Annotated in this window: 21 protein-coding genes; 11 read left to right on the forward strand and 10 right to left on the reverse strand. The window is 70.9% G+C overall.

Features of this window, described 5'->3' with window-relative positions; translation table 11 throughout:
• Window positions 1-380, reverse strand: a 380-nt coding sequence (locus VGJ24_RS19080; protein ID WP_331502228.1) for an Hsp70 family protein, incomplete at its 3' end; no start/stop codon positions are given.
• Window positions 381-640: 260 nt separating this feature from the next.
• Between VGJ24_RS19080 and VGJ24_RS19085 the strand changes: the two genes are divergently transcribed.
• The 4 genes from VGJ24_RS19085 to VGJ24_RS19100 are packed head-to-tail and all read left to right on the forward strand — an operon-like array spanning window position 641 to window position 5,550.
• Complete coding sequence (locus VGJ24_RS19085; RefSeq protein WP_331502229.1) at window positions 641-1,429, forward strand: glycerophosphodiester phosphodiesterase; 789 nt, start codon at window positions 641-643, stop codon at window positions 1,427-1,429.
• Window positions 1,430-1,439: 10 nt separating this feature from the next.
• Window positions 1,440-2,054: a GrpB family protein gene (locus tag VGJ24_RS19090; RefSeq protein WP_331502230.1), complete on the forward strand. Its 615-nt coding sequence runs from the start codon at window positions 1,440-1,442 to the stop codon at window positions 2,052-2,054.
• Complete coding sequence (locus VGJ24_RS19095; protein WP_331502231.1) at window positions 2,051-2,539, forward strand: N-acetyltransferase family protein; 489 nt, start codon at window positions 2,051-2,053, stop codon at window positions 2,537-2,539. Before VGJ24_RS19090 ends, VGJ24_RS19095 begins: the two co-directional genes overlap by 4 nt.
• Before the next feature lie 32 nt (window positions 2,540-2,571).
• On the forward strand, window positions 2,572-5,550 hold the full coding sequence (locus VGJ24_RS19100; RefSeq protein ID WP_331502232.1) for an alpha-mannosidase: 2,979 nt from the start codon (window positions 2,572-2,574) through the stop codon (window positions 5,548-5,550).
• 34 nt (window positions 5,551-5,584) lie between these two features.
• Here the strand turns inward: VGJ24_RS19100 and VGJ24_RS19105 are convergent, their stop codons facing one another.
• From VGJ24_RS19105 to VGJ24_RS19120, 4 genes are all read right to left on the reverse strand, one after another.
• On the reverse strand, window positions 5,585-5,845 hold the full coding sequence (locus tag VGJ24_RS19105; RefSeq protein ID WP_331502233.1) for a hypothetical protein: 261 nt from the start codon (window positions 5,843-5,845) through the stop codon (window positions 5,585-5,587).
• A gap of 32 nt (window positions 5,846-5,877) precedes the next feature.
• On the reverse strand, window positions 5,878-6,162 hold the full coding sequence (locus VGJ24_RS19110) for a hypothetical protein (protein WP_331502234.1): 285 nt from the start codon (window positions 6,160-6,162) through the stop codon (window positions 5,878-5,880).
• Window positions 6,163-6,277: 115 nt separating this feature from the next.
• Window positions 6,278-6,541: a hypothetical protein gene (locus VGJ24_RS19115; RefSeq protein WP_331502235.1), complete on the reverse strand. Its 264-nt coding sequence runs from the start codon at window positions 6,539-6,541 to the stop codon at window positions 6,278-6,280.
• Window positions 6,542-6,651: 110 nt separating this feature from the next.
• On the reverse strand, window positions 6,652-6,861 hold the full coding sequence (locus VGJ24_RS19120; protein ID WP_331502236.1) for a hypothetical protein: 210 nt from the start codon (window positions 6,859-6,861) through the stop codon (window positions 6,652-6,654).
• 336 nt (window positions 6,862-7,197) lie between these two features.
• Here VGJ24_RS19120 and VGJ24_RS19125 point away from each other — a divergent pair, with 336 nt between their 5' ends.
• The 5 genes from VGJ24_RS19125 to zwf all read left to right on the forward strand — a co-directional run bounded on the left by VGJ24_RS19125 (window position 7,198) and on the right by zwf (window position 11,995).
• A complete protein-coding gene (locus VGJ24_RS19125) occupies window positions 7,198-7,386 on the forward strand; it encodes a hypothetical protein (RefSeq protein ID WP_331502237.1) in 189 nt (62 codons plus the stop codon).
• Window positions 7,387-7,507: 121 nt separating this feature from the next.
• Window positions 7,508-8,920: a hypothetical protein gene (locus VGJ24_RS19130; protein WP_331502238.1), complete on the forward strand. Its 1,413-nt coding sequence runs from the start codon at window positions 7,508-7,510 to the stop codon at window positions 8,918-8,920.
• On the forward strand, window positions 8,913-9,968 hold the full coding sequence (locus VGJ24_RS19135; protein WP_331502239.1) for a DivIVA domain-containing protein: 1,056 nt from the start codon (window positions 8,913-8,915) through the stop codon (window positions 9,966-9,968). The genes VGJ24_RS19130 and VGJ24_RS19135 overlap by 8 nt, the downstream gene beginning before the upstream one ends.
• Before the next feature lie 246 nt (window positions 9,969-10,214).
• On the forward strand, window positions 10,215-10,427 hold the full coding sequence (locus VGJ24_RS19140) for a hypothetical protein (RefSeq protein ID WP_331502240.1): 213 nt from the start codon (window positions 10,215-10,217) through the stop codon (window positions 10,425-10,427).
• Between the two features lie 128 nt (window positions 10,428-10,555).
• Window positions 10,556-11,995, forward strand: a complete 1,440-nt coding sequence (gene zwf / locus VGJ24_RS19145; protein ID WP_331502241.1) for a glucose-6-phosphate dehydrogenase — start codon at window positions 10,556-10,558, stop codon at window positions 11,993-11,995.
• Between the two features lie 24 nt (window positions 11,996-12,019).
• Here the strand turns inward: zwf and VGJ24_RS19150 are convergent, their stop codons facing one another.
• The 3 genes from VGJ24_RS19150 to VGJ24_RS19160 form a co-directional block, all read right to left on the reverse strand.
• On the reverse strand, window positions 12,020-12,595 hold the full coding sequence (locus VGJ24_RS19150; protein WP_331502242.1) for a SecDF P1 head subdomain-containing protein: 576 nt from the start codon (window positions 12,593-12,595) through the stop codon (window positions 12,020-12,022).
• A gap of 86 nt (window positions 12,596-12,681) precedes the next feature.
• Entirely contained in the window at window positions 12,682-12,921 is a 240-nt protein-coding gene (locus VGJ24_RS19155; protein WP_331502243.1) for a hypothetical protein, read from the reverse strand.
• Window positions 12,905-13,405 carry a MarR family transcriptional regulator gene (locus VGJ24_RS19160; protein ID WP_331502244.1) on the reverse strand — a complete coding sequence of 167 codons (501 nt, stop codon included), beginning with the start codon at window positions 13,403-13,405 and terminating at the stop codon, window positions 12,905-12,907. Before VGJ24_RS19160 ends, VGJ24_RS19155 begins: the two co-directional genes overlap by 17 nt.
• 39 nt (window positions 13,406-13,444) lie before the next feature.
• On the opposite strand from VGJ24_RS19160, the gene VGJ24_RS19165 reads away from it, so the two are divergent.
• Window positions 13,445-14,374, forward strand: coding sequence for a DMT family transporter (locus VGJ24_RS19165; protein WP_331502245.1), 930 nt, complete (start codon window positions 13,445-13,447; stop codon window positions 14,372-14,374).
• An 18-nt stretch (window positions 14,375-14,392) separates the two neighbouring features.
• Here the strand turns inward: VGJ24_RS19165 and VGJ24_RS19170 are convergent, their stop codons facing one another.
• Window positions 14,393-14,947: a hypothetical protein gene (locus VGJ24_RS19170; RefSeq protein WP_331502246.1), complete on the reverse strand. Its 555-nt coding sequence runs from the start codon at window positions 14,945-14,947 to the stop codon at window positions 14,393-14,395.
• A gap of 248 nt (window positions 14,948-15,195) precedes the next feature.
• On the opposite strand from VGJ24_RS19170, the gene VGJ24_RS19175 reads away from it, so the two are divergent.
• Window positions 15,196-16,074 (forward strand): hypothetical protein, encoded by an 879-nt coding sequence (locus tag VGJ24_RS19175; protein ID WP_331502247.1) that lies wholly within the window; start codon window positions 15,196-15,198, stop codon window positions 16,072-16,074.
• 69 nt (window positions 16,075-16,143) lie between these two features.
• Here the strand turns inward: VGJ24_RS19175 and VGJ24_RS19180 are convergent, their stop codons facing one another.
• Window positions 16,144-17,442, reverse strand: a complete 1,299-nt coding sequence (locus VGJ24_RS19180) for an MFS transporter (protein ID WP_331502248.1) — start codon at window positions 17,440-17,442, stop codon at window positions 16,144-16,146.
• Between the last annotated feature and the right edge of the window lie 4 nt (window positions 17,443-17,446).

A 17,446-nucleotide genomic window follows, 5' to 3' on the forward strand; every position in this document is an offset into this window, starting at 1 on the left:
CGCTGGGCGTCGGAGAAGTACGCCGGCACGGTGATCACCGCGTCGGTCACGGTCTCGCCGAGGTAGGACTCGGCGTCCCGCTTGAGCTTCTGGAGCACGAACGCGCTGATCTGCTGCGGCGTGAACTCCTTGTCGTCGATCGTCACCTTCCAGTCCGTGCCCATGTGGCGCTTCACGGAGCGGATGGTGCGGTCGATGTTGGTCACCGCCTGACGCTTGGCGACCTCGCCGACGAGCACCTCGCCGGACTTCGCGAACGCGACCACCGACGGGGTGGTGCGGGCGCCCTCTGCGTTGGCGATGACGGTGGGTTCGCCACCCTCGAGTACGGCGACGACGCTGTTCGTCGTACCGAGGTCGATGCCGACGGCACGAGCCATGTCTGGTTACCTCCGGGTCGTCCGGCCGGGTCGTCCGGCCGGTCTGTCTGTGGGTGAGCCCATCCTCGCGGAGAGGACGGGACTGACAAAATTCTTGAGCCACTTGCACTCAAGTCTTACACCGGGCACAACGACCGCCGTACCCCGATCTGTTCCCACTCCGACCCATGAACTTCCGGGTCGTCCGCCTGACTGGCTACAAGAGCACCCGCTCGGGCGGACGACCCGAAGATGGCCACCCGCCGCTAGCGTGGGGCCCCGTGGCTCGCCATCGGGTTCTGGTCTCGGCCCACCGCTGCGGGTACGCCGAGCTGGGCACGATCGGTGGGCACGAGGACCCCCTCGCCGGGATCGCCCACTCGGCGAGGGTCGGCGCCGACTACTGCGAGTTCGACGTCCGCCGCTGCTCCGACGGGACCTTCGTGGTCGCCCACGACGCCGACGGCGGCACGGGCGACGACGATGTCGTGATCGCCGACCTCACCTGGCCCGAGCTGCACGACCGCGCCCCCGGGGTCTGCACCCTCGACGACCTGCTCGCGGCCCTCGAGACCAACGGCCTCGGTGCCCACGTCGACATCAAGTTCCGCACGCCGGCCAGGGAGCAGAAGGCAGGTCACGCCTGGGAGGTCGACGCCGTCGCCGCGGTCACCGCCCGCCTCGACCCGTCGCGCGTCGTGGTCACCAGCGGCGTGCAGAGGACGACCACGGCGATCCGCGCCTGGGCGCACGACCACGACGCACCCGTCGTCGTCGCCCTCAGCATCGGCGGCAGCGTCCGAGGGATGACGTGGCAGAACGCCGTCCGTCGGCGCTGGGGCGAGCTGTTCCCCCAGCTGCGCTTCCGGTTGTCCGACGCCGACGCGGTCGCGGCCCACTTCGCGCTCGCGATGATCCGGCTGGCCCGCTGGACCACGCACATCGGCGTCCCGCTCCTGGTCTGGACCGTCGACTCCACCTGGCTGCAGAAGCGCTTCCTGCACGACAAGAGGATCTGGATGATCACCACCAACAGACCGGCGCGCGCGGTGGCGCTGCGCGACCGGTAGCGTCGCTGCGATGCCGACCCCCGAGGAGATCACGCGCCATCACTTCGACGACCCGCCTGCGGGAAGCGATCCGTGGGTCCACGGGCCGGCCCAGCCCTACGAGATCCAGGTCGTGGAGTACGACGCGCGCTGGCCGGCCGACTTCGAGCGGGTCGCGGCGCGGGTCCGCGGAGCGCTGGGCGACCGGGTGCTCGAGCTGCACCATGTCGGGTCGACGTCCGTGCCCGGCCTGCCGGCCAAGCCGGTGATCGACGTCGACCTGGTCGTGGCCGACTCCGCCGACGAGGCGGCGTACATCCCCGACCTCGTGGCGGCCGGCTTCGTCCACACCGTCCGCGAGCCGTGGTGGCATGAGCACCGCCTGGTCAAGTACGACGACCCCGTGGCCTACGTGCACATCTTCGGACCGGACTGCCCCGAGGTCGTCCGGCACCGGATGTTCCACGACTGGATGCTCGAGCACGAGGACGACCGGCAGCGGTACGCCGCGGCCAAGCGCACCGCCGCCGCCGAGATGAACGCCCGCCCGGGCGGCGGCACCGGCATGGACTACAACGCCCACAAGGAGCCGGTCGTCCTCGACATCTACGACCGGATGTTCCGCGCCCACGGCCTGATCCCGTGACCGACGTCAGACCGGCGAGCGCAGCGGATCTGGCCGGTGCGGCTGCCATCTACGACGAGCAGGTGCACACCGGGATCTCGACGTTCGACCTGGAGCCGCCTCCCGTCTCGTACTGGGAGCACCACCTCGCGAGCACCGAGCCCGGCGACCACTTCCTGGTGGCCGACGACGCGAGCGAGGTCGTCGGCTTCGCCTACTCCTCGGCCTACCGGCCTCGGCCGGGCTACCGGCTGACCCGGGAGGTCTCGGTCTACCTCTCGGAACGGGCACGCGGACAGGGCCTGGGTCGCCGGTTGTACGACGACCTCATCGACCGCGTCCGCGCCGACCGGATCCACGTCGTGCTCGCCCTGGTCGCCGTCCCCAACCCCGCCAGCGTGGCGCTGCACGAGGCGTGCGGCTTCGAGCACCTCGGCACGATGCGCGAGGTCGGCCGGAAGTTCGACCGCTGGCTGGACACCGCCTGGTACCAGCTCATCCTCTGACCACGACCGTCCGGCCCGCTAGCGTCGAGACCATGCACGATCGGCGCGGCGAGATCGAGGGTCGGCTCGCCCGCGCGCTGGTCGAGCGGCTTCGCCCGGCCGTCCACACGACCGTCGCACCGCTGTCGGTCGAGGTGTGGCACGTCCCTCGCGCGAGCGACGGCCGCGTCGGCGAGCCGGTGCCGTTCGCGGTCGCGCGCGAGTCGGCGTACCTGCCCTGCGACAGCGGCGAGCTCTGGGGCCCGGCGTGGGGTACGTCGTGGTTCCGGCTCACCGGCAGCGTGCCGGACGATCTCGCCGATGCCGAGGGCGTCGTAGATCTCGGCTTCACCCAGGCTCACCCCGGCTTCCAGGCCGAAGGGCTCGTGCACGAGCCGGACGGCCGCATCGTCAAGGGCCTCAACCCGCGCAACGACTGGATCCCGGCGCGCGCCGGGGCCGTCGAGTGGTACGTCGAAGCGGCCGCCAACCCCACCCTGCTCACCGGATTCCGCCCGACCGACGAGGGCGACCGGCTGACGAGCTCGACCGCTCCGCTGTACCGCCTGGCGCGAGCGGACCTGTGTCGGCGCGAGACGGGCGTCGCCGAGCTGGTCGCGGACCTCGAGGTGCTGGAGGGAGTACGGCGCAGCCTCCCCGACGACCAGCGCGCCGGCGAAATCCTCTACGCGATCGAGGCGGCGCTCGACGCCCTCGACCTCGCCGACGTCGTCGGCACGGCGACCGCGGCCCGGGCCGAGCTGGCCGGCGCCCTCGGCACCGCGGCCGCACCGGGAGGACACACGATCTCGGCCGTCGGCCACGCGCACATCGACTCCGCATGGCTGTGGCCCGTGCGCGAGACGGTCCGCAAGGTGGCCCGCACCGTCGCCAACGTCGTACAGCTGATGGACACCGACGACTCGCTCGTCTACGCGATGTCGAGTGCCCAGCAGTGGGCGTGGCTGGAGGCGGCGTACCCGGAGCTGTTCGCGCGGGTGAAGGAGTACGTCGACCAGGGTCGCTTCGTGCCGGCCGGCGGGATGTGGGTGGAGTCCGACACCAACCTGGTCGGCGGGGAGGCGATGGCGCGGCAGTTCGTGGTCGGTCAGGGCTGGTTCCGCGACCATCTCGGTGTCACCCCGCGCGAGGTCTGGCTGCCGGACTCGTTCGGCTACACAGCCGCCCTTCCCCAGATCGTCACCCTGGCCGGGATGCGGTGGTTCCTGACCCAGAAGATCTCGTGGAACACCACGAACCCCTTCCCCCACCACACGTTCTGGTGGGAGGGCATCGACGGCACCCGCGTCTTCACGCACTTCCCGCCGGTCGACACCTTCAACGCCGAGCTGACCGGCGAGGAGCTCGCGCACTCGGCCGCGAACTTCCGCGACAAGGGTGCTGCGTCGCGCGCGCTCGCGCCGTTCGGGTACGGCGACGGGGGTGGCGGCCCGACCCGCGAGATGCTCGCCCGCGCGCGCCGTACCGCCGACCTGGCCGGTTCGCCACGGGTGCGCGTGGAGACACCGGAGGCCTTCTTCACCGCCGCCGAGAAGGAGTACGCCGAGCGGGCACCCGTCTGGGCCGGCGAGCTCTACCTCGAGATCCACCGCGGCACGTACACCTCGCAGGCCGCGATGAAGGACGGCAACCGCCGCTGCGAGCACCTGCTCCGCGAGGCGGAGCTGTGGTCGGCGACCGCCGCTGTCCGCGGGCTCCTCGACTACCCGGCAGACGAGCTCCGGGCGGCCTGGGAGACGGTGCTGCTCCACCAGTTCCACGACATCCTCCCCGGCTCGTCGATCGCATGGGTGCACCGCGAGGCGCGCACGACGTACGCCCGGGTGATGGCCGACCTCGAGGCGATCATCGAGCGTGCGCTGGAGGTGCTCGCCGGGGACGGCGACGAACCGGTCGCCTTCAACGCCGCTCCGATGGCGCGCCTCGGCGTGCCGGCGATGGGCGCCGGGCCGCCGGGCGACGAGCGGCTGGCCTCGTCCGCGGTCGCGACCCAGGACGGCGGAGCGGTGCTCGAGAGCGACCGGTTCCGCGTGACCGTCGACGCGGACGGAGTGATCCGGTCGGTCCTCGATCTTCGTCATCACCGCGAGGTGCTTCCGCCCGGCGGGGCGGCCAACCTGCTGGAGCTGCACCCGGATCACCCCAACCGCTGGGACGCCTGGGACCTCGACGAGCACTACCGACGCACGGTGACGCCGCTGACCGACGCCGACCACGTGGGCATCGAGGGTGACGTCGTCGTGGTGCGACGGTCGTTCGGCGACTCTCGGGTCGAACAGCGGATCGCTCTGCACCTCGGCCGGATCGAGATCGACACCGACGTCGACTGGCACGAGCGCGAGAGGCTGCTGAAGCTCGCCGTCGACTGCGACGTGCACACCGACGAGGCGCGCTACGAGACGCAGTTCGGGCACGTCGTACGGCCCACGCACGTCAACACCAGCTGGGATGCCGCCCGCTTCGAGGTGTGCGCGCACCGATGGGCGCTGGTCGGCGAGGAGGGGTACGGCGTCGCGCTCGCCAACTTCACGTCGTACGGGCACGACGTGACGCGACACCCTCGCCCGGACGGAGGCACCTACTCATGCCTCCGGGCGAGCCTGCTGCGCGCGCCGCGGTTCCCCGACCCCGGGACCGACGGGGGACGTCACTCGTTCCGGCACGCGATCGTGCCCGGTGCCGGTGTCGCCGAGGCCGCCCGGGCGGGCTACGGACTGAACCTGCCTCTCCGACGGCGTCGCGGTCGCGCGGTCGAGCCGCTGGTCGACGTCGCTGACGGCACGGCGTACGTCGAGGCGGTGAAGCTCGCCGAGGACGGGTCGGGCGACCTCGTCGTCCGGCTGTACGAGCCCCTCGGCGCCCGCACCCGGGTGCGGGTCACCGCGTCGTTCGAGACGTCGGGTGCCGAGGTCGTCGACCTCCTCGAGCATCCGCTGGCGAGCGCCGACTGGAGCGGTCAGGAGCTCGCTCTCCGGCCGTTCCAGATCGTCACCCTGCGGTGGCATCGATGACCGCCCGGCGGCCGTAACTGGCCGTCACGGGCCGTCACGGGTAGGAACCCACCGCGTGCCGACCGTGCAACCGCAGCAACAGCTGAGGAGGGCCAGCGTGATGGTGGGTGTGCCCCTGGCTGACCGGCGGTGGCGGCCCTTGGATGGTGGCGCCGGGCGCCTGAGTGGTGGTGGCGTCCTGCGCCGACAGCACGATCCCGCCGACGGCCAGGCCGCCGACGGTGACCACGGTGGCTGCCGCGGCCGCGGCGACGTTCCTGGAGAAGTGCTGGTGGCCGGGTGCGGTGATGGTCATGACTGGTCCTCTCCTCGGTAGGTCCCGACGGTTCAGGGCAGGCCGATCTGCGGCTGCCCGCCCGGGGCCGGCGACGGGAACTGCCCCGGGTGCCCCTTGTCCTGGCCGTGCGCCCGCTGATCGGGCGGGAGGCAGCGAGGATCGGTACAGCCCGGCCAGTGGTGCGTGGCCGAGGTCGTCCCGGTCGGCGTCGTCGTGCTGTCCTGCGAAGCGGCGATGCCGATGGCGGTGACGCCGCCCACGACGACGACCGTCGCGGCGGCAGCCAGGGCGATCTGGTGCGGGAAGCGGTGCTGGGTGGTGGCTGCGGTACTCATGGTGGGTCCTTTCCCCCGGTCGTGGTTCGACCGTCTGGGAAGGACCTTCGGGCTAAGACGCATCCCGAGACATCCGGCGAATTCCTACACCTTCCCCGGCAGGCCGACAGCGACGTCAGGAGCGGAAGTGCCGGAAGCCCGGGCGGTGGTGCCGGTACTCCGGGCGGAAGTGCCGGAAGCCCGGGCGGAAGTGGTGGTACGCCGGCTGAACGGACACCGGAGCCGCGGACAGCGCGGCGGGTGACTGGGTGCCGGCATAGGCATCCGCGGAGAGCACGGATGGTCCCGCGGCGACTCCCCCGATGGTGATCGCGGTGGCGAAGGCCGCCGCCGCGACGCTCGCGGAGAACCGGTGGTGGGTGGGAGCGGTGATGGTCATGGCTGGTCCTTTGCTCGGTGGCCGTCTGTCTCGGCCCGCTGACCCATCACGCTCGGGCTAAGACGCACCCGGCACATCCGGAGAACTCCTACACCTCGACGTACGCCGACTCACAACCCGAGCATCACCTTGCCTCCACTCGTGGTGCCGGCCCGCCCGTGGTGGGCGTCGTGGTGAGAGGGGTGTGCCCGCCCATGCCCTTGACGGGCCGGACCGGCGTGCGACCCGGCCGCATGGGAGATGCCGACGACGGCGATGACCGCCACTGCCGCGGCGCCGGCGACCGGCGCCGCCCGACCTCGGGTGATGGAGAAGGACATGAGACTTCCTTTCGTGGGCGGCCCGTGCGGCCGCGGTTGATGTCCGCTCCACGGTCGCCGGTCTCGCCCCTGGCCACATCCGCAGATCTCCGGGCATTGCCTCGCAGGACTGCGCAACTTGCACGCCGATGTCACCCGGTCTCGACCTCGGGCAGCTCGAGGCGATGGGCAGTCCCGGCACCCTCAGGTACCTCAGTGCGTCCGCACGTGGACTCTCGGTAGCAGGTCTGTCGGATCTGAGCCCCGATGTACGTCGGATGCCGGATCCCTCGGGTGGCGTCTTAGCGCGAATCTCGAGGACGTCGGCACACGCCACCGGACCCCCGAGGAGTCGAGATGACCAGCTTCATCCAGAACCTGAACGCAGCAGACGACATCGCCCGCTGGACGATCCAGGACCGCCGCCGCCAGGCCGAGCAGCGGGCCCTGGCCCGCGCCGCCCGCCGCCAGGCACGCCGTACCGCCGCCCCGGTGGCGCACGACGTACCGGCGTCGGCCTTCCGGTTCCTGCGCCCGGTGTACTGAGACTCGAGAACGACGCCCGCGGACGGCTGTGCGACTCCCTGCGCGCGGCCGTCCGTCGGCGTCTGGTAGAGACTTCGACACCGGCCTCCCGCAAAGGCCGATCGTTTGGGAGGATGCGGGCATGACCGCCATGCAGGACGGTCCGGTCGGCCCGCCCCCCGAGGCCGCTGGCAGCGAACGCGCCGCGGCGCTGCTTCGGCATGCCCAGCGGGTGGCAGACGAGCTCCAGGCGCGTGCCGAGGAGGACGCCCAGGCACACACCGCGGAGGCACACGGTCTGCGCGAGGAGGCCGCGCAGCTCCATGCCGAGGCGAGCCGGGCCCGCGCACAAGCCCAGCAGGTCCTCGACGACTCCTCGACCGACGCCCACCAGATCGTCAGTGACGCCGGCGAGCAGGCCCGGGTGCTGATGCACGCGGCGCAGTCCCACCACGACCAGATCGTGACCGAGGCGGAGCGCTCCGCGGCCGAGCGCGTCGACGCCGGGCAGCGCGCCCACGAGGAAGCCTTCGCCACCGCGGAGTCCATCCGCGAACAGGCGCAGCAGCAGGCCGAGGCCCTGCTGGCGAGCGCACGCGCTCGGGCCGACCAGCAGGACTCCGAGACCCGCGGCCTCGTCGACTCCCGGACCGCTGAGGCGGAGGCCGCGGCCGAGAAGCTGCTGACCGCCGCGTCCGACAAGGCGGAGGCTCTGCGCGCCGAGGCCGACGCCGGGGCCCAGTCCGTCCGCGAGTCGTCCGCCGCTGACGCCGACGCCGTACGCGTGCAGGCCGAGGAGCTGCTGGCCGAGGCCCGCAGTCGGGCCGAGGAGCACGTCGCGGCCGCCGAGGCGGAGGCCCAGCGGCAGCTCGCAGCCGCCGCGGAGCAGACGTCGTGGACGCAGCAGACCGTGCAGTCGCTGCTCGCCACCGCCGACCTGGAGGCCGACCGCATCCGGCAGGTCGGTCACCGGGACGCGGTCGACGTCGTACGCCGTGCCCGTCAGGGCATCGTCGGCGTGGCCGCTCGCATGCGCGACAAGCTCGACATCGAGACGGAGACGTCCCGGACCGAGGCGCAGCAGCGCCGTCGCTCCGCCGAGGACGCCCTGGCCAGCGCCGCGCAAGAGGCACAGCAGACCCGAGCCGCCGGCGAGCGCGAGGCCGCCCGCATCCGGGAGGACGCCGAGGCCTCGGCAGTTCATACCGCCGAACGCGCACAGCACCGGCTCGACGAGGCCGAACAGGGAGCTCGTGCGCTCCGCGAGCAAGTGGCCGAGGAGGTGCTCCGCCTCCAGCGCACGGGTGACGAGGAGCTGCGCCAGGCCCGCACCGAGAGCGCCGCCATCGTCGCCCAGGCCCGCCACGAGGCCGATGAGCTCCGGGCGCAGGCACGACGTATCGTCGAGGAGGCGCGTGCCGAGGTGGCGCTCCTCGCCCGGCAACGCGACGGCATCACCGAGGAGCTCGGCCAGCTCTCAGGCGTCATCCAGGCCCTAGCAGTCCCGACCCCGACCACCCAACCCCCGACACCACAGGACCAGAGCAGTGACTGATCAGAACAGCACCTTCAAGACCGTGATGCGTGGCTACGACCCCGCCGAGGTGGACCGCCGGATCGAGGAGCTCTCGACCGCGATGACGTCCCTGACCCAGCAGCGCGACGGCCTCGCCGCGCGCGTGCAGGAGTTGTACGACGCCTCCTCGGGCGGGGGCGAGCCGCCGAGCTACGAGCACCTCGGCGAGCGCGTCGGCCAGATCCTGTCGCTGGCCGACACCGAGGCCACCGAGCTGCGCGAGCGTGCTCAGACGGAGGCCGAGGCCCATCGCTCCAACGTGCACGCCGACGCCGCGTCCGTTCGCGACGAGGCCGACCACTACTCGTCGAAGATCCGGAGCGAGGCCGAGGGTGAGGCCGCGCGGATCGTCGAGGACGCCCGCAAGGCCGCCGACGAGCACCGCGACAGTGCCGAGCGCGACGCGTCGGTCCGGCTGCAGGAGGCCGAGGCCGTTTACGAGGAGCAGCGTGCCCGGGCCGCCAAGGCGGCCGCCGACTTCGAGACCACGCTGGCGGGACGGCGTAAGGCTGCCGAGGACGAGTTCACCCAGAAGATGGCCGAGTCCCAGACCCAGCTCGACGACGCGACCCAGCTCGCCGAGCGCACCCGCACGGACGCCGAGCACACTCGCTCGGAGGCGAGCCGTGATGGGAGCCGGCTGCTCGAGGAGGCCCGGCAGGAGGCCGCCCGCATCGTCAGCGACGCCAAGGCGACCGCGGAGCGCGTGCGCGCCGACTCCGAGCGCGAGCTCACCGCCGCCAGCCAGCGTCGCGACAGCATCAACGCCCAGCTGTCGAACGTCCGGCAGATGCTGGCCACGCTCACCGGAACAGCGGCGATGCCACTGACCGCCTTCGGCGCCGACGAGGAGGACGAGTCCGACACGGCCGCCGCGAGCGACGCCGACGACGTCGAGGACCCGGCGGACGAGGATGTCGACCAGGACCAGGCCGATGACCAGGCCCAAGACGCCCAGGCCGACGAGTCCGGCCAGGACGACGTCGAGCAGGACGAGAACCGCGAGGAGACGGTGACGCAGGGCTGACCCCGCCTCATCGGTACCTCAACAGCCCGGCGATGACCGGGACCTCGGTGCGGTCGGTCACGCCCTGAACCAGGCACGCGCCGTGCGCCGTGCCTCAGCCGGTGACCCCCGTCGGTCTGAGGCTGTCGCCTAGGAGGCGTGGGCGATCTCGGGCCCGATCTAGGGCAGTTGCCGGATTCGTGGGCGACGTCTTAGCGGAAACGTGGAGGACGCACGCAAGGACCACCACGACCCGAGGAGCATCCCATGAACAGCTTCGCCAGCAACCCGAGCGCCGCGAGCATGATGGCGCGCCAGCTGATCGACGAGCGCGTCCGGGACGCGCAGGACCGGGCGCAGGCGCGCGCGGTCTGCCACGAGAAGCGCCATGCCCGGCGCCAGCGCCGCCTGTCGGCGTCTCCGCCGCGCTACCAGTTCGACCTGCCCTTCTGGGTGTTCCGCTACGGACGCACCGGCTGACGGTCGAGCCTCGGGTCGAGCCGGGCCCGCGTCGACACCCCTCGAGGTGGGGTGCCGACGCGGGCCTTCTCGTCGTGCACAGCCCGATGCGCTTCTCATCCGGGCGCGGGGAGGTGCAGTCTGGGGCCATGCCGATGAAGCCCACCACCGTCGTCCTGTTCGGTGCGACCGGTGACCTCAGTCGTCGCAAGCTGCTGCCCGGCCTGCTGCACCTGTTCCAGACCGGGCTGATGCGCGACATCACCGTGGTCGGCACGTCGCTCGACGACCACGACCGCGAGTCGTTCATCGACTTCGCGCATCGGGCGGTCGAGGAGTTCGGCGGCGACGACCACGACACCGACGGCTGGCCGGACTTCTCCAAGCTGCTGTACTGGGCGCCGGGAGACGGCGGCCCGGAGGGCCTGCGCCGTGCGATCGACGAGGCGGAGGGTGAGCGGAGCGGCGAGTTCGATCGGCTCCACTACCTCAGCGTCCCGCCGAAGGCCGCGCTGTCGGTCGTCCACGAGCTGGCCGAGGGCGGGCTCGTGGAGAACAGCCGGATCGTGATGGAGAAGCCGTTCGGCACCGACCTCGCCAGCGCCCGCAAGCTGAACGTCGAGCTGCACAGCGTGTTCGACGAGGAGCAGATCTTCCGGATCGACCACTTCCTCGGCAAGGAGGCGGCCCAGAACATCCTCGCCTTCCGGTTCGCCAACGGGCTGTTCGAGCCGATCTGGCACCGCAACCACATCGACCACGTCCAGATCGACGTACCCGAGGCCCTCGGGCTCGAGCAGCGCGCGGACTTCTTCGAGAGCACCGGCGCCTACCGCGACATGGTGGTCACCCACCTGTTCCAGGTGCTGGCCTTCACCGCCATGGAGCCGCCGACGGCTCTGGAGCCGGATGCGATCGGCGAGGAGAAGAACAAGGTCTTCCGCTCGATGCTGCCGATCGAGCCGTCCGACGTCGTCCGCGGCCAGTACGTCGGGTACCGCGACATCGAGGGCGTGGCCCACGACTCCGAGACCGAGACGTTCGTCGCCCTCAAGTGCTTCGTCGACAACTGGCGCTGGGCCGGCGTCCCGTTCTACCTCCGCACCGGCAAACGGATGGCCGAGGGTGCCCGGATCATCTCGATCGCCTTCCGAGAGCCGCCGCGGTCGATGTTCCCGCCCGGCTCGGGCGTCGGCGATCACGGTCCCGACCACCTCACCTTCGACCTCGCCGACGAGGCCAGGATGTCGCTGTCGTTCTACGGCAAGCGGCCCGGTCCGGGCATGAAGCTGGACAAGCTGTCCATGCAGTTCGCCATGCACGACACCGGCTGGGCGGGCGCCGTGCTCGAGGCCTACGAGCGCCTGATCTTCGACGCGGTACGCGGCGACCGGACCCTCTTCGGTGCCGCCGAGGGCATCGAGCGTCTCTGGGAGATCTCGACCCCGCTCCTGGAGAATCCACCCGTCGTACGCCCCTATGCGCAGGGCTCGTGGGGGCCCAACCAGATCCACCAGCTGGTGGCGCCGTTCACCTGGCGACTGCCGTTCGAGCGGCAGTGGCGCAAGCCGAACGACGAGGGCGACTGACTCCGTCTCTCGGACGCCTCGGGCTCAGGCGGTCAGCTGGTGGGCGAGCTTGGTCGCCGAGGCCTTCGTGAAGTCCCCCGTGATGTCGAAGTGCGCGGGGTGGAAGGAGCTGTCCACGGCGATGGACGTCAGCACCGATCCGTTGTAGATGAACGCGAGCTGCTGGCCGGTCATCGACTTCGTCTCGGCGGCGATCTTCGTGGCGACGTCCGGTTGGAGCTTGACCACGATGTACCAGATGTCCTTGTGCCCGAACTGGACCGGCGTCGCCGAGGCCACGTCGCCCTCCACGATCGGGTTCTTGAGCAGATACACGGTCTGGCCGGCATCGCACTCCATGAGGAGGCCGCTGACGATGCGCGCCTTCATCGGGCAGGACTGGCTCGACATCTCCTGGACCAGGGCCCGGGGCAGCTGGGGACCGAACGGGACGCCCGGCGCGTACCGCGCGTAGACGGTGCGGACCTCGAACCCGGACGTGGGGCCGAGGATCGTCGAGTCACCGGAGGAGGAGCTCGAGTCCGAGCTCGAGCCGTTGCCGCAGGCGGTCGCCAGGCCGGCGACGAGCGCGAGCGGCGCCAGGATTCGGAGGAGACGCACGGCCCCCATCTAACAGGGTGGGGACAACCGATCCCCGGTCCGGGCCGGCTCCGGCGGAATACGTTGCCCAATCGTGTTGTCGGCCTTCATATGACTGTGTCGCCCACGAACGTCGCGACCACCACCCTCAACGAGGCTACGGCGATCCCCCAGCTCGCGGAGGGATCGCCGAGGACCAGACGATCGGGGCGATCGCCGAGCGCCTCGGCCCCACCGACGAGGACATGGCCGCCGTCTCGGACCTCGACCGTGGCGAGTCCGGGACGCACCGGCCCGAGCCCGAAGACGTTCGCGGGCCTCTGACGCTCTTCAGGTGAGGTCGTCATCCAAGGATTGGCCCCAGCGGCGCAGGATGGCCGCGAGCTGGGCGCGGTCTCGCTCGCTGAGGCCTGCGACCAGGCGCTGCTCGTTGGCGATGTGGTGGCCCATCAGCCGGTTCACGAGGTCGAAGCCCGCGTCGGTGAGCCGGATCCGGCGTGATCGCGCGTCCTCCTGGCTGACCGTCCGGGTCACCAGACCCGCTCGCTCGAGCCGGTCGATCCGCTTGGTGACCGCCGATGAGGTCACCATGGTCGACGCGCCGAGCTCGCCCGGTGTCAGCTCGTACGGCGCGCCGTGCCGGCGCAGCGTGACGAGCACGTCGAAGTCGCCGTCCCCGAGACCCGCCTCCGCGAAGACGGCCCGGAGCTCGATGTTCAGGACGTCGGCGAGCCGGTGCAGCCGACCGATCAGGCCGATCGGCGACGCGTCGAGGTCGGGCCGTTCCTGGGCCCACTGCTCGAGGATCTTGTCCACGTGATCCGGCTCCACCCCTTCACTATATCTTCCGTGGAAGGTATATTAGTTTCCATGGAAACTATTCGGTGGCGCGCCTATCTCCTCACGGCCTTCGCACCCGCCGCCTGGGGTACGACGTACCTGGTCACCGAGCGCCTGCTGCCGCCGGACCGGCCCCTGCTCTCGGCCACGCTGCGGGCACTGCCGACCGGCCTGGTTCTGCTGGCGGTCACGCGGCGCCTCCCGTCCCGCGAGTGGTGGTGGCGGGCGTTCCTCCTGGGGCTGTGCAACATCGGCATGTTCTTCCCGCTGCTGTTCCTCGCGGCGTACCGGCTTCCCGGTGGACTCGCCTCCACCCTCCAGGCGACGTCGCCCCTGGCGGTGATGGCGTTCGCCGCCCTGGTCATCGGTGAGCGTGCCGGCCGGATCCGGCTCGCGGCCGCGGGCGTCGGCATCGCCGGCGTGGCCCTGCTGGTCCTCCGCTCGCCCGGTCACCTGGACACGCTCGGCCTGCTCGCGGCCTTCGGCTCGGTCGTCGTCTCGGCGCTCGGGTTCGTGCTGGTCAAGCGCTGGACCCCCCCGGTCGACATGCTCACCCTCGTCTCGTGGCAGCTGGTCGCAGGTGGCCTGGTGCTGCTGCCGGTGACCCTGCTCGTCGAAGGGCCGCCGCCGCATCTCGACACTCCCGCCGTCGGTGGCTACCTCTGGCTGATGACCGCCGGCACCGGCGTCGCGTACTGGTGCTGGTTCACCGGTCTCCGGGCGATGCCCGCCGGGGCGGTGTCGCTGATCGGCCTGATCAACCCGGTCGTCGGCACGGGCCTCGGCGTGATCGTGGCCGGCGAGGCCCTCGGCTGGACCCAGGCGGCCGGGATGGTGCTGGTGCTCGGCGGGGTCGTGGCGGGTCAGACGAGCGTTTCCGGTGAGCGTGCGAACCGGAAGATCAGCGAGGAGCGCCGGCACGTGTCGTCGCGAAGCGGCGAGATGTGCGGCGCAGCCTGACATCCGACGCCGCCGGACCTACCGGATCTGGACCCGCACCTCGTTGGAGGCGAGCTTGGTGTCGGAGTCGATCATCCGGAACCGGTTCATGCCCGGGGTGCCGGTCTGGATGTAGGTGGAGAAGGTGCCGTTGGTGACGGTGGCCGAGATCGAGTAGAAGTCCTGCCACGAGCCGTTGCTGAACTTCTGGACGTTGAGCACGGCGCCCTCGCCGCCCGGGTAGGTGCCGGTCAGGTCGATCCGGCCCATCGGCGCCACCGAGCCCTGGCCGGTCTGGAGCGAGATCTGCTTCTTGGGCTTCTTGATCGTCGGGGTCGCCTGGTCCGTGCTCGACGAGGTCGGGTTGGAGCCGAGGGTGATCGAGGGTCCGGTCGCAGGCTGGGTCTTCTGCGGCTTCGGGACGACCATCGTGGCGCCGCCCTCGCCGGCCACGGCCGCTGCGTGACCACCACCGAGCCCGAGCACATGGGCGCCGCCGACGACCGCCACCGCGGCGATCAAGCCCACCGCCACGGCCACCCCGACCAGGGCCAGCAGCCCCGCTACGACCGGTCGCTTCTCGTCGGGCCTCACGTCGCCGCCCACCTCCTCCTGGAATGTCCATTGTCGCGGACGGGACAAGCGGTGCCGAATCCGCAGGTGTCGGACCGCTCGGGTGGAGCCTTACCCCCGGGTCGTCATCCGAAAGGATGATTCCCCTGCTCAGGCGTCATCCTCCCGGCCGAAATAGCGTGTCGAGTGCTGACCCGTGCCGAGCCGCCGACATAGAACTACCCCCGTAGGGGTCCGTCCCGAGTGACCCCGTCCAGGAGGAATCACTCATGCAGACGAGTTACCGTGCCGCAGCCACCGCGCTGCTGCTCACGGCCACGGCGGGTCTGGCAGCGACCGGCGGGGCCGCGCAGGCCTCGGGCACGCACCACACCAGCGCCCGGGCCACTCAACTCACCGTCACCATCACGTCCAACGGCAAGGGCGTCAAGCTGTCGGACAGCAGGATCCGGCCGGGCAACACGACGTTCGAGGTCGTGCGCGGGAAGCACGGAGGTGGCCTGCTCCAGGTGCTGCGGCTCAAGAAGGGCTACAGCCTCACGGACGCCTTCGGCGACTTCGCTGCGGCGTTCCCCAACAACGCACCGCCCGACGTCGCCGCGGTCAGGCGGATCGACAGGAAGGTCGTGTTCTACGGCGGCATGGAGGCCGTGAAGGGGTCGCACAGCCAGTGGGCCGTGAACATCGACCACCGCGGCAAGTACTACGTCGTCAACCTCGACAAGAACACGCTGACGACGTTCAAGGCCAAGGGCAAGAACCAGAAGCGCTCCATGCCGAGCGCGGACGGCCGCCTCAACATCGCCCCGGGCAACGTCTGGAAGCCGGGCAAGCACAACGCCCACAAGGGCTGGATGAACACCACGAACAGGGCGGCCGAGCCGCACTTCGCGGACGTGGAGCACGTGAAGAAGGGCACCACCCGGAAAGAGGTCCTGGACTTCTTCATGAACCCGACGGGTCCCCCGACGTTCATCGCCAAGGACGGCGCCGCGGCCGACACCGGAGTGATCAGCCCCGGCCACACCTTCCGCTGGAAGTACTCCCTGCCGAAGGGCACGTACTTCTCGGCCTGCTTCTGGCCCAGCAAGGTGGACGGCACGCCACACGCGTTCATGGGCATGGTCGACGTGTTCAAGCTGCACTGAGTCTGCACCGAGGCACGATGCCCTCCCGTCCCTGGCTCTCGCGGAGCCGGGAACGGGAGGGTTCCTCGTTCAGGGCTGGGAGCGTTCGCCGGCCAGCTGTCGGGCTTCCTTCTGGGCCAGCGCGTGCTCGTCGGTGCGCTCGTCGTACGCCCAGAAGTCGTGCAGCCACACGGCGGTGAGCGTGACCCCGGCGACGCACGAGAGACCACCGCTGATGATCGACCCGCGAACCGTCCAGCGGTCTGCGACGACGCCCGCCCGTACCTGCCCGGCGAGCGGCCCCACGGAGTAGCTGAGCATCTCGATGCCGGCGAGCCGGCCCCGCAGGGTGTCGGGAATCGTCTGGCTCCAGATCGTGCCGCGGAAGACCGCGGAGATCATGTCCGCGGCGCCCGCCAGCGCGAAGAAGAACACCGCCATCCAGATCGAGGTCGAGAAGCCCGCCAGCGCGATGCATCCGCCGTACGCCGCGGCGGCCAGCACGATGGCGCGGCCGTGGTGGTGCACGCGGCTGGTCCAACCCGAGGACGCCGTGGCGACCAGCGCCCCGATGGTCTCCGCGGAGTAGAGCAGGCCCAGCAGATGTGGGTCGCCGAAGACCTTCTCGGCCAGGGCCGGGAACAGCACCACCGGCATCGCGAGCAGCATCGCGGCGAAGTCCACGAGGTACGTGCCGAGGAGATCGCGACGGCTCAGGGCGTACCGCAGGCCCCTGCCGATGCCGGCCAGGCTCGGCACCTCGGTCTCGCCGACGTGCGGGTAGCGGCGCATGGCGGCGTACATCATCGACGCGACGAACAGGCCGATGATGTCGACCAGGAAACACCACTCGACGCCGGCCGAGGCGACGATCAGGCCGCCGATGGTCGGGCCGACCAGCACGCCGCCCTGCATGCCGAAGCTCGAGAGCGCGTTGGCCGCGGTCAGCTCGTCGTGGCGGACGGTGCGCGGGAGCAGAGCCTCGCGCGACGGCCGCTGCAGTGCGGAGGACGAGGTCAGCAGTCCGGCGACGACGAAGATCTCCCACAGCCGTGGGTTGTCCGAGAACGCGTTGATGCACAGCCACGTGGTGAACGCCGCTTGGGCGATGCCGGTCCAGATCAGGAGGAGCCGGCGGTCCACGTGGTCGGCGAGGGCGCCGCCGTACAGGCCGAAGACGATCAGCGGGCCCAGCTCCACGAGGCCCACGGCGCCGACCGCGAAGTTGGAATGGGTGAGCTGGTAGATCTGGTAGGGGATGGCGACGTACGTCATCATCCCGCCGAGGTAGAAGACCGTGCCGGCGATCAGGAGCAGGCGGAAGTCACGATGCTCCCGGAACGGCCCCACGTCCATGCGGAGCGCGCGCAGACGTGACCCCCAAACCATGATC

It is taken from the genome of Nocardioides sp. (genome assembly GCF_036493135.1).
Taxonomy (GTDB): domain Bacteria; phylum Actinomycetota; class Actinomycetes; order Propionibacteriales; family Nocardioidaceae; genus Nocardioides.

Excerpts from the sequence above, each read along its gene's own strand:
- VGJ24_RS19175 (WP_331502247.1), top strand. The coding sequence starts at position 15,196 with ATGCAGACGAGTTACCGTGCCGCAGCCACCGCGCTGCTGCTCACGGCC.
- VGJ24_RS19120 (WP_331502236.1), bottom strand. The coding sequence starts at position 6,861 with ATGTCCTTCTCCATCACCCGAGGTCGGGCGGCGCCGGTCGCCGGCGCC.
- VGJ24_RS19090 (WP_331502230.1), top strand. The coding sequence starts at position 1,440 with ATGCCGACCCCCGAGGAGATCACGCGCCATCACTTCGACGACCCGCCT.
- VGJ24_RS19130 (WP_331502238.1), top strand. The coding sequence starts at position 7,508 with ATGACCGCCATGCAGGACGGTCCGGTCGGCCCGCCCCCCGAGGCCGCT.
- VGJ24_RS19110 (WP_331502234.1), bottom strand. The coding sequence starts at position 6,162 with ATGAGTACCGCAGCCACCACCCAGCACCGCTTCCCGCACCAGATCGCC.
- zwf (WP_331502241.1), top strand. The coding sequence starts at position 10,556 with ATGCCGATGAAGCCCACCACCGTCGTCCTGTTCGGTGCGACCGGTGAC.
- VGJ24_RS19125 (WP_331502237.1), top strand. The coding sequence starts at position 7,198 with ATGACCAGCTTCATCCAGAACCTGAACGCAGCAGACGACATCGCCCGC.
- VGJ24_RS19100 (WP_331502232.1), top strand. The coding sequence starts at position 2,572 with ATGCACGATCGGCGCGGCGAGATCGAGGGTCGGCTCGCCCGCGCGCTG.
- VGJ24_RS19105 (WP_331502233.1), bottom strand. The coding sequence starts at position 5,845 with ATGACCATCACCGCACCCGGCCACCAGCACTTCTCCAGGAACGTCGCC.
- VGJ24_RS19180 (WP_331502248.1), bottom strand. The coding sequence starts at position 17,442 with ATGGTTTGGGGGTCACGTCTGCGCGCGCTCCGCATGGACGTGGGGCCG.
- VGJ24_RS19115 (WP_331502235.1), bottom strand. The coding sequence starts at position 6,541 with ATGACCATCACCGCTCCCACCCACCACCGGTTCTCCGCGAGCGTCGCG.
- VGJ24_RS19140 (WP_331502240.1), top strand. The coding sequence starts at position 10,215 with ATGAACAGCTTCGCCAGCAACCCGAGCGCCGCGAGCATGATGGCGCGC.
- VGJ24_RS19155 (WP_331502243.1), bottom strand. The coding sequence starts at position 12,921 with ATGACGACCTCACCTGAAGAGCGTCAGAGGCCCGCGAACGTCTTCGGG.
- VGJ24_RS19165 (WP_331502245.1), top strand. The coding sequence starts at position 13,445 with ATGGAAACTATTCGGTGGCGCGCCTATCTCCTCACGGCCTTCGCACCC.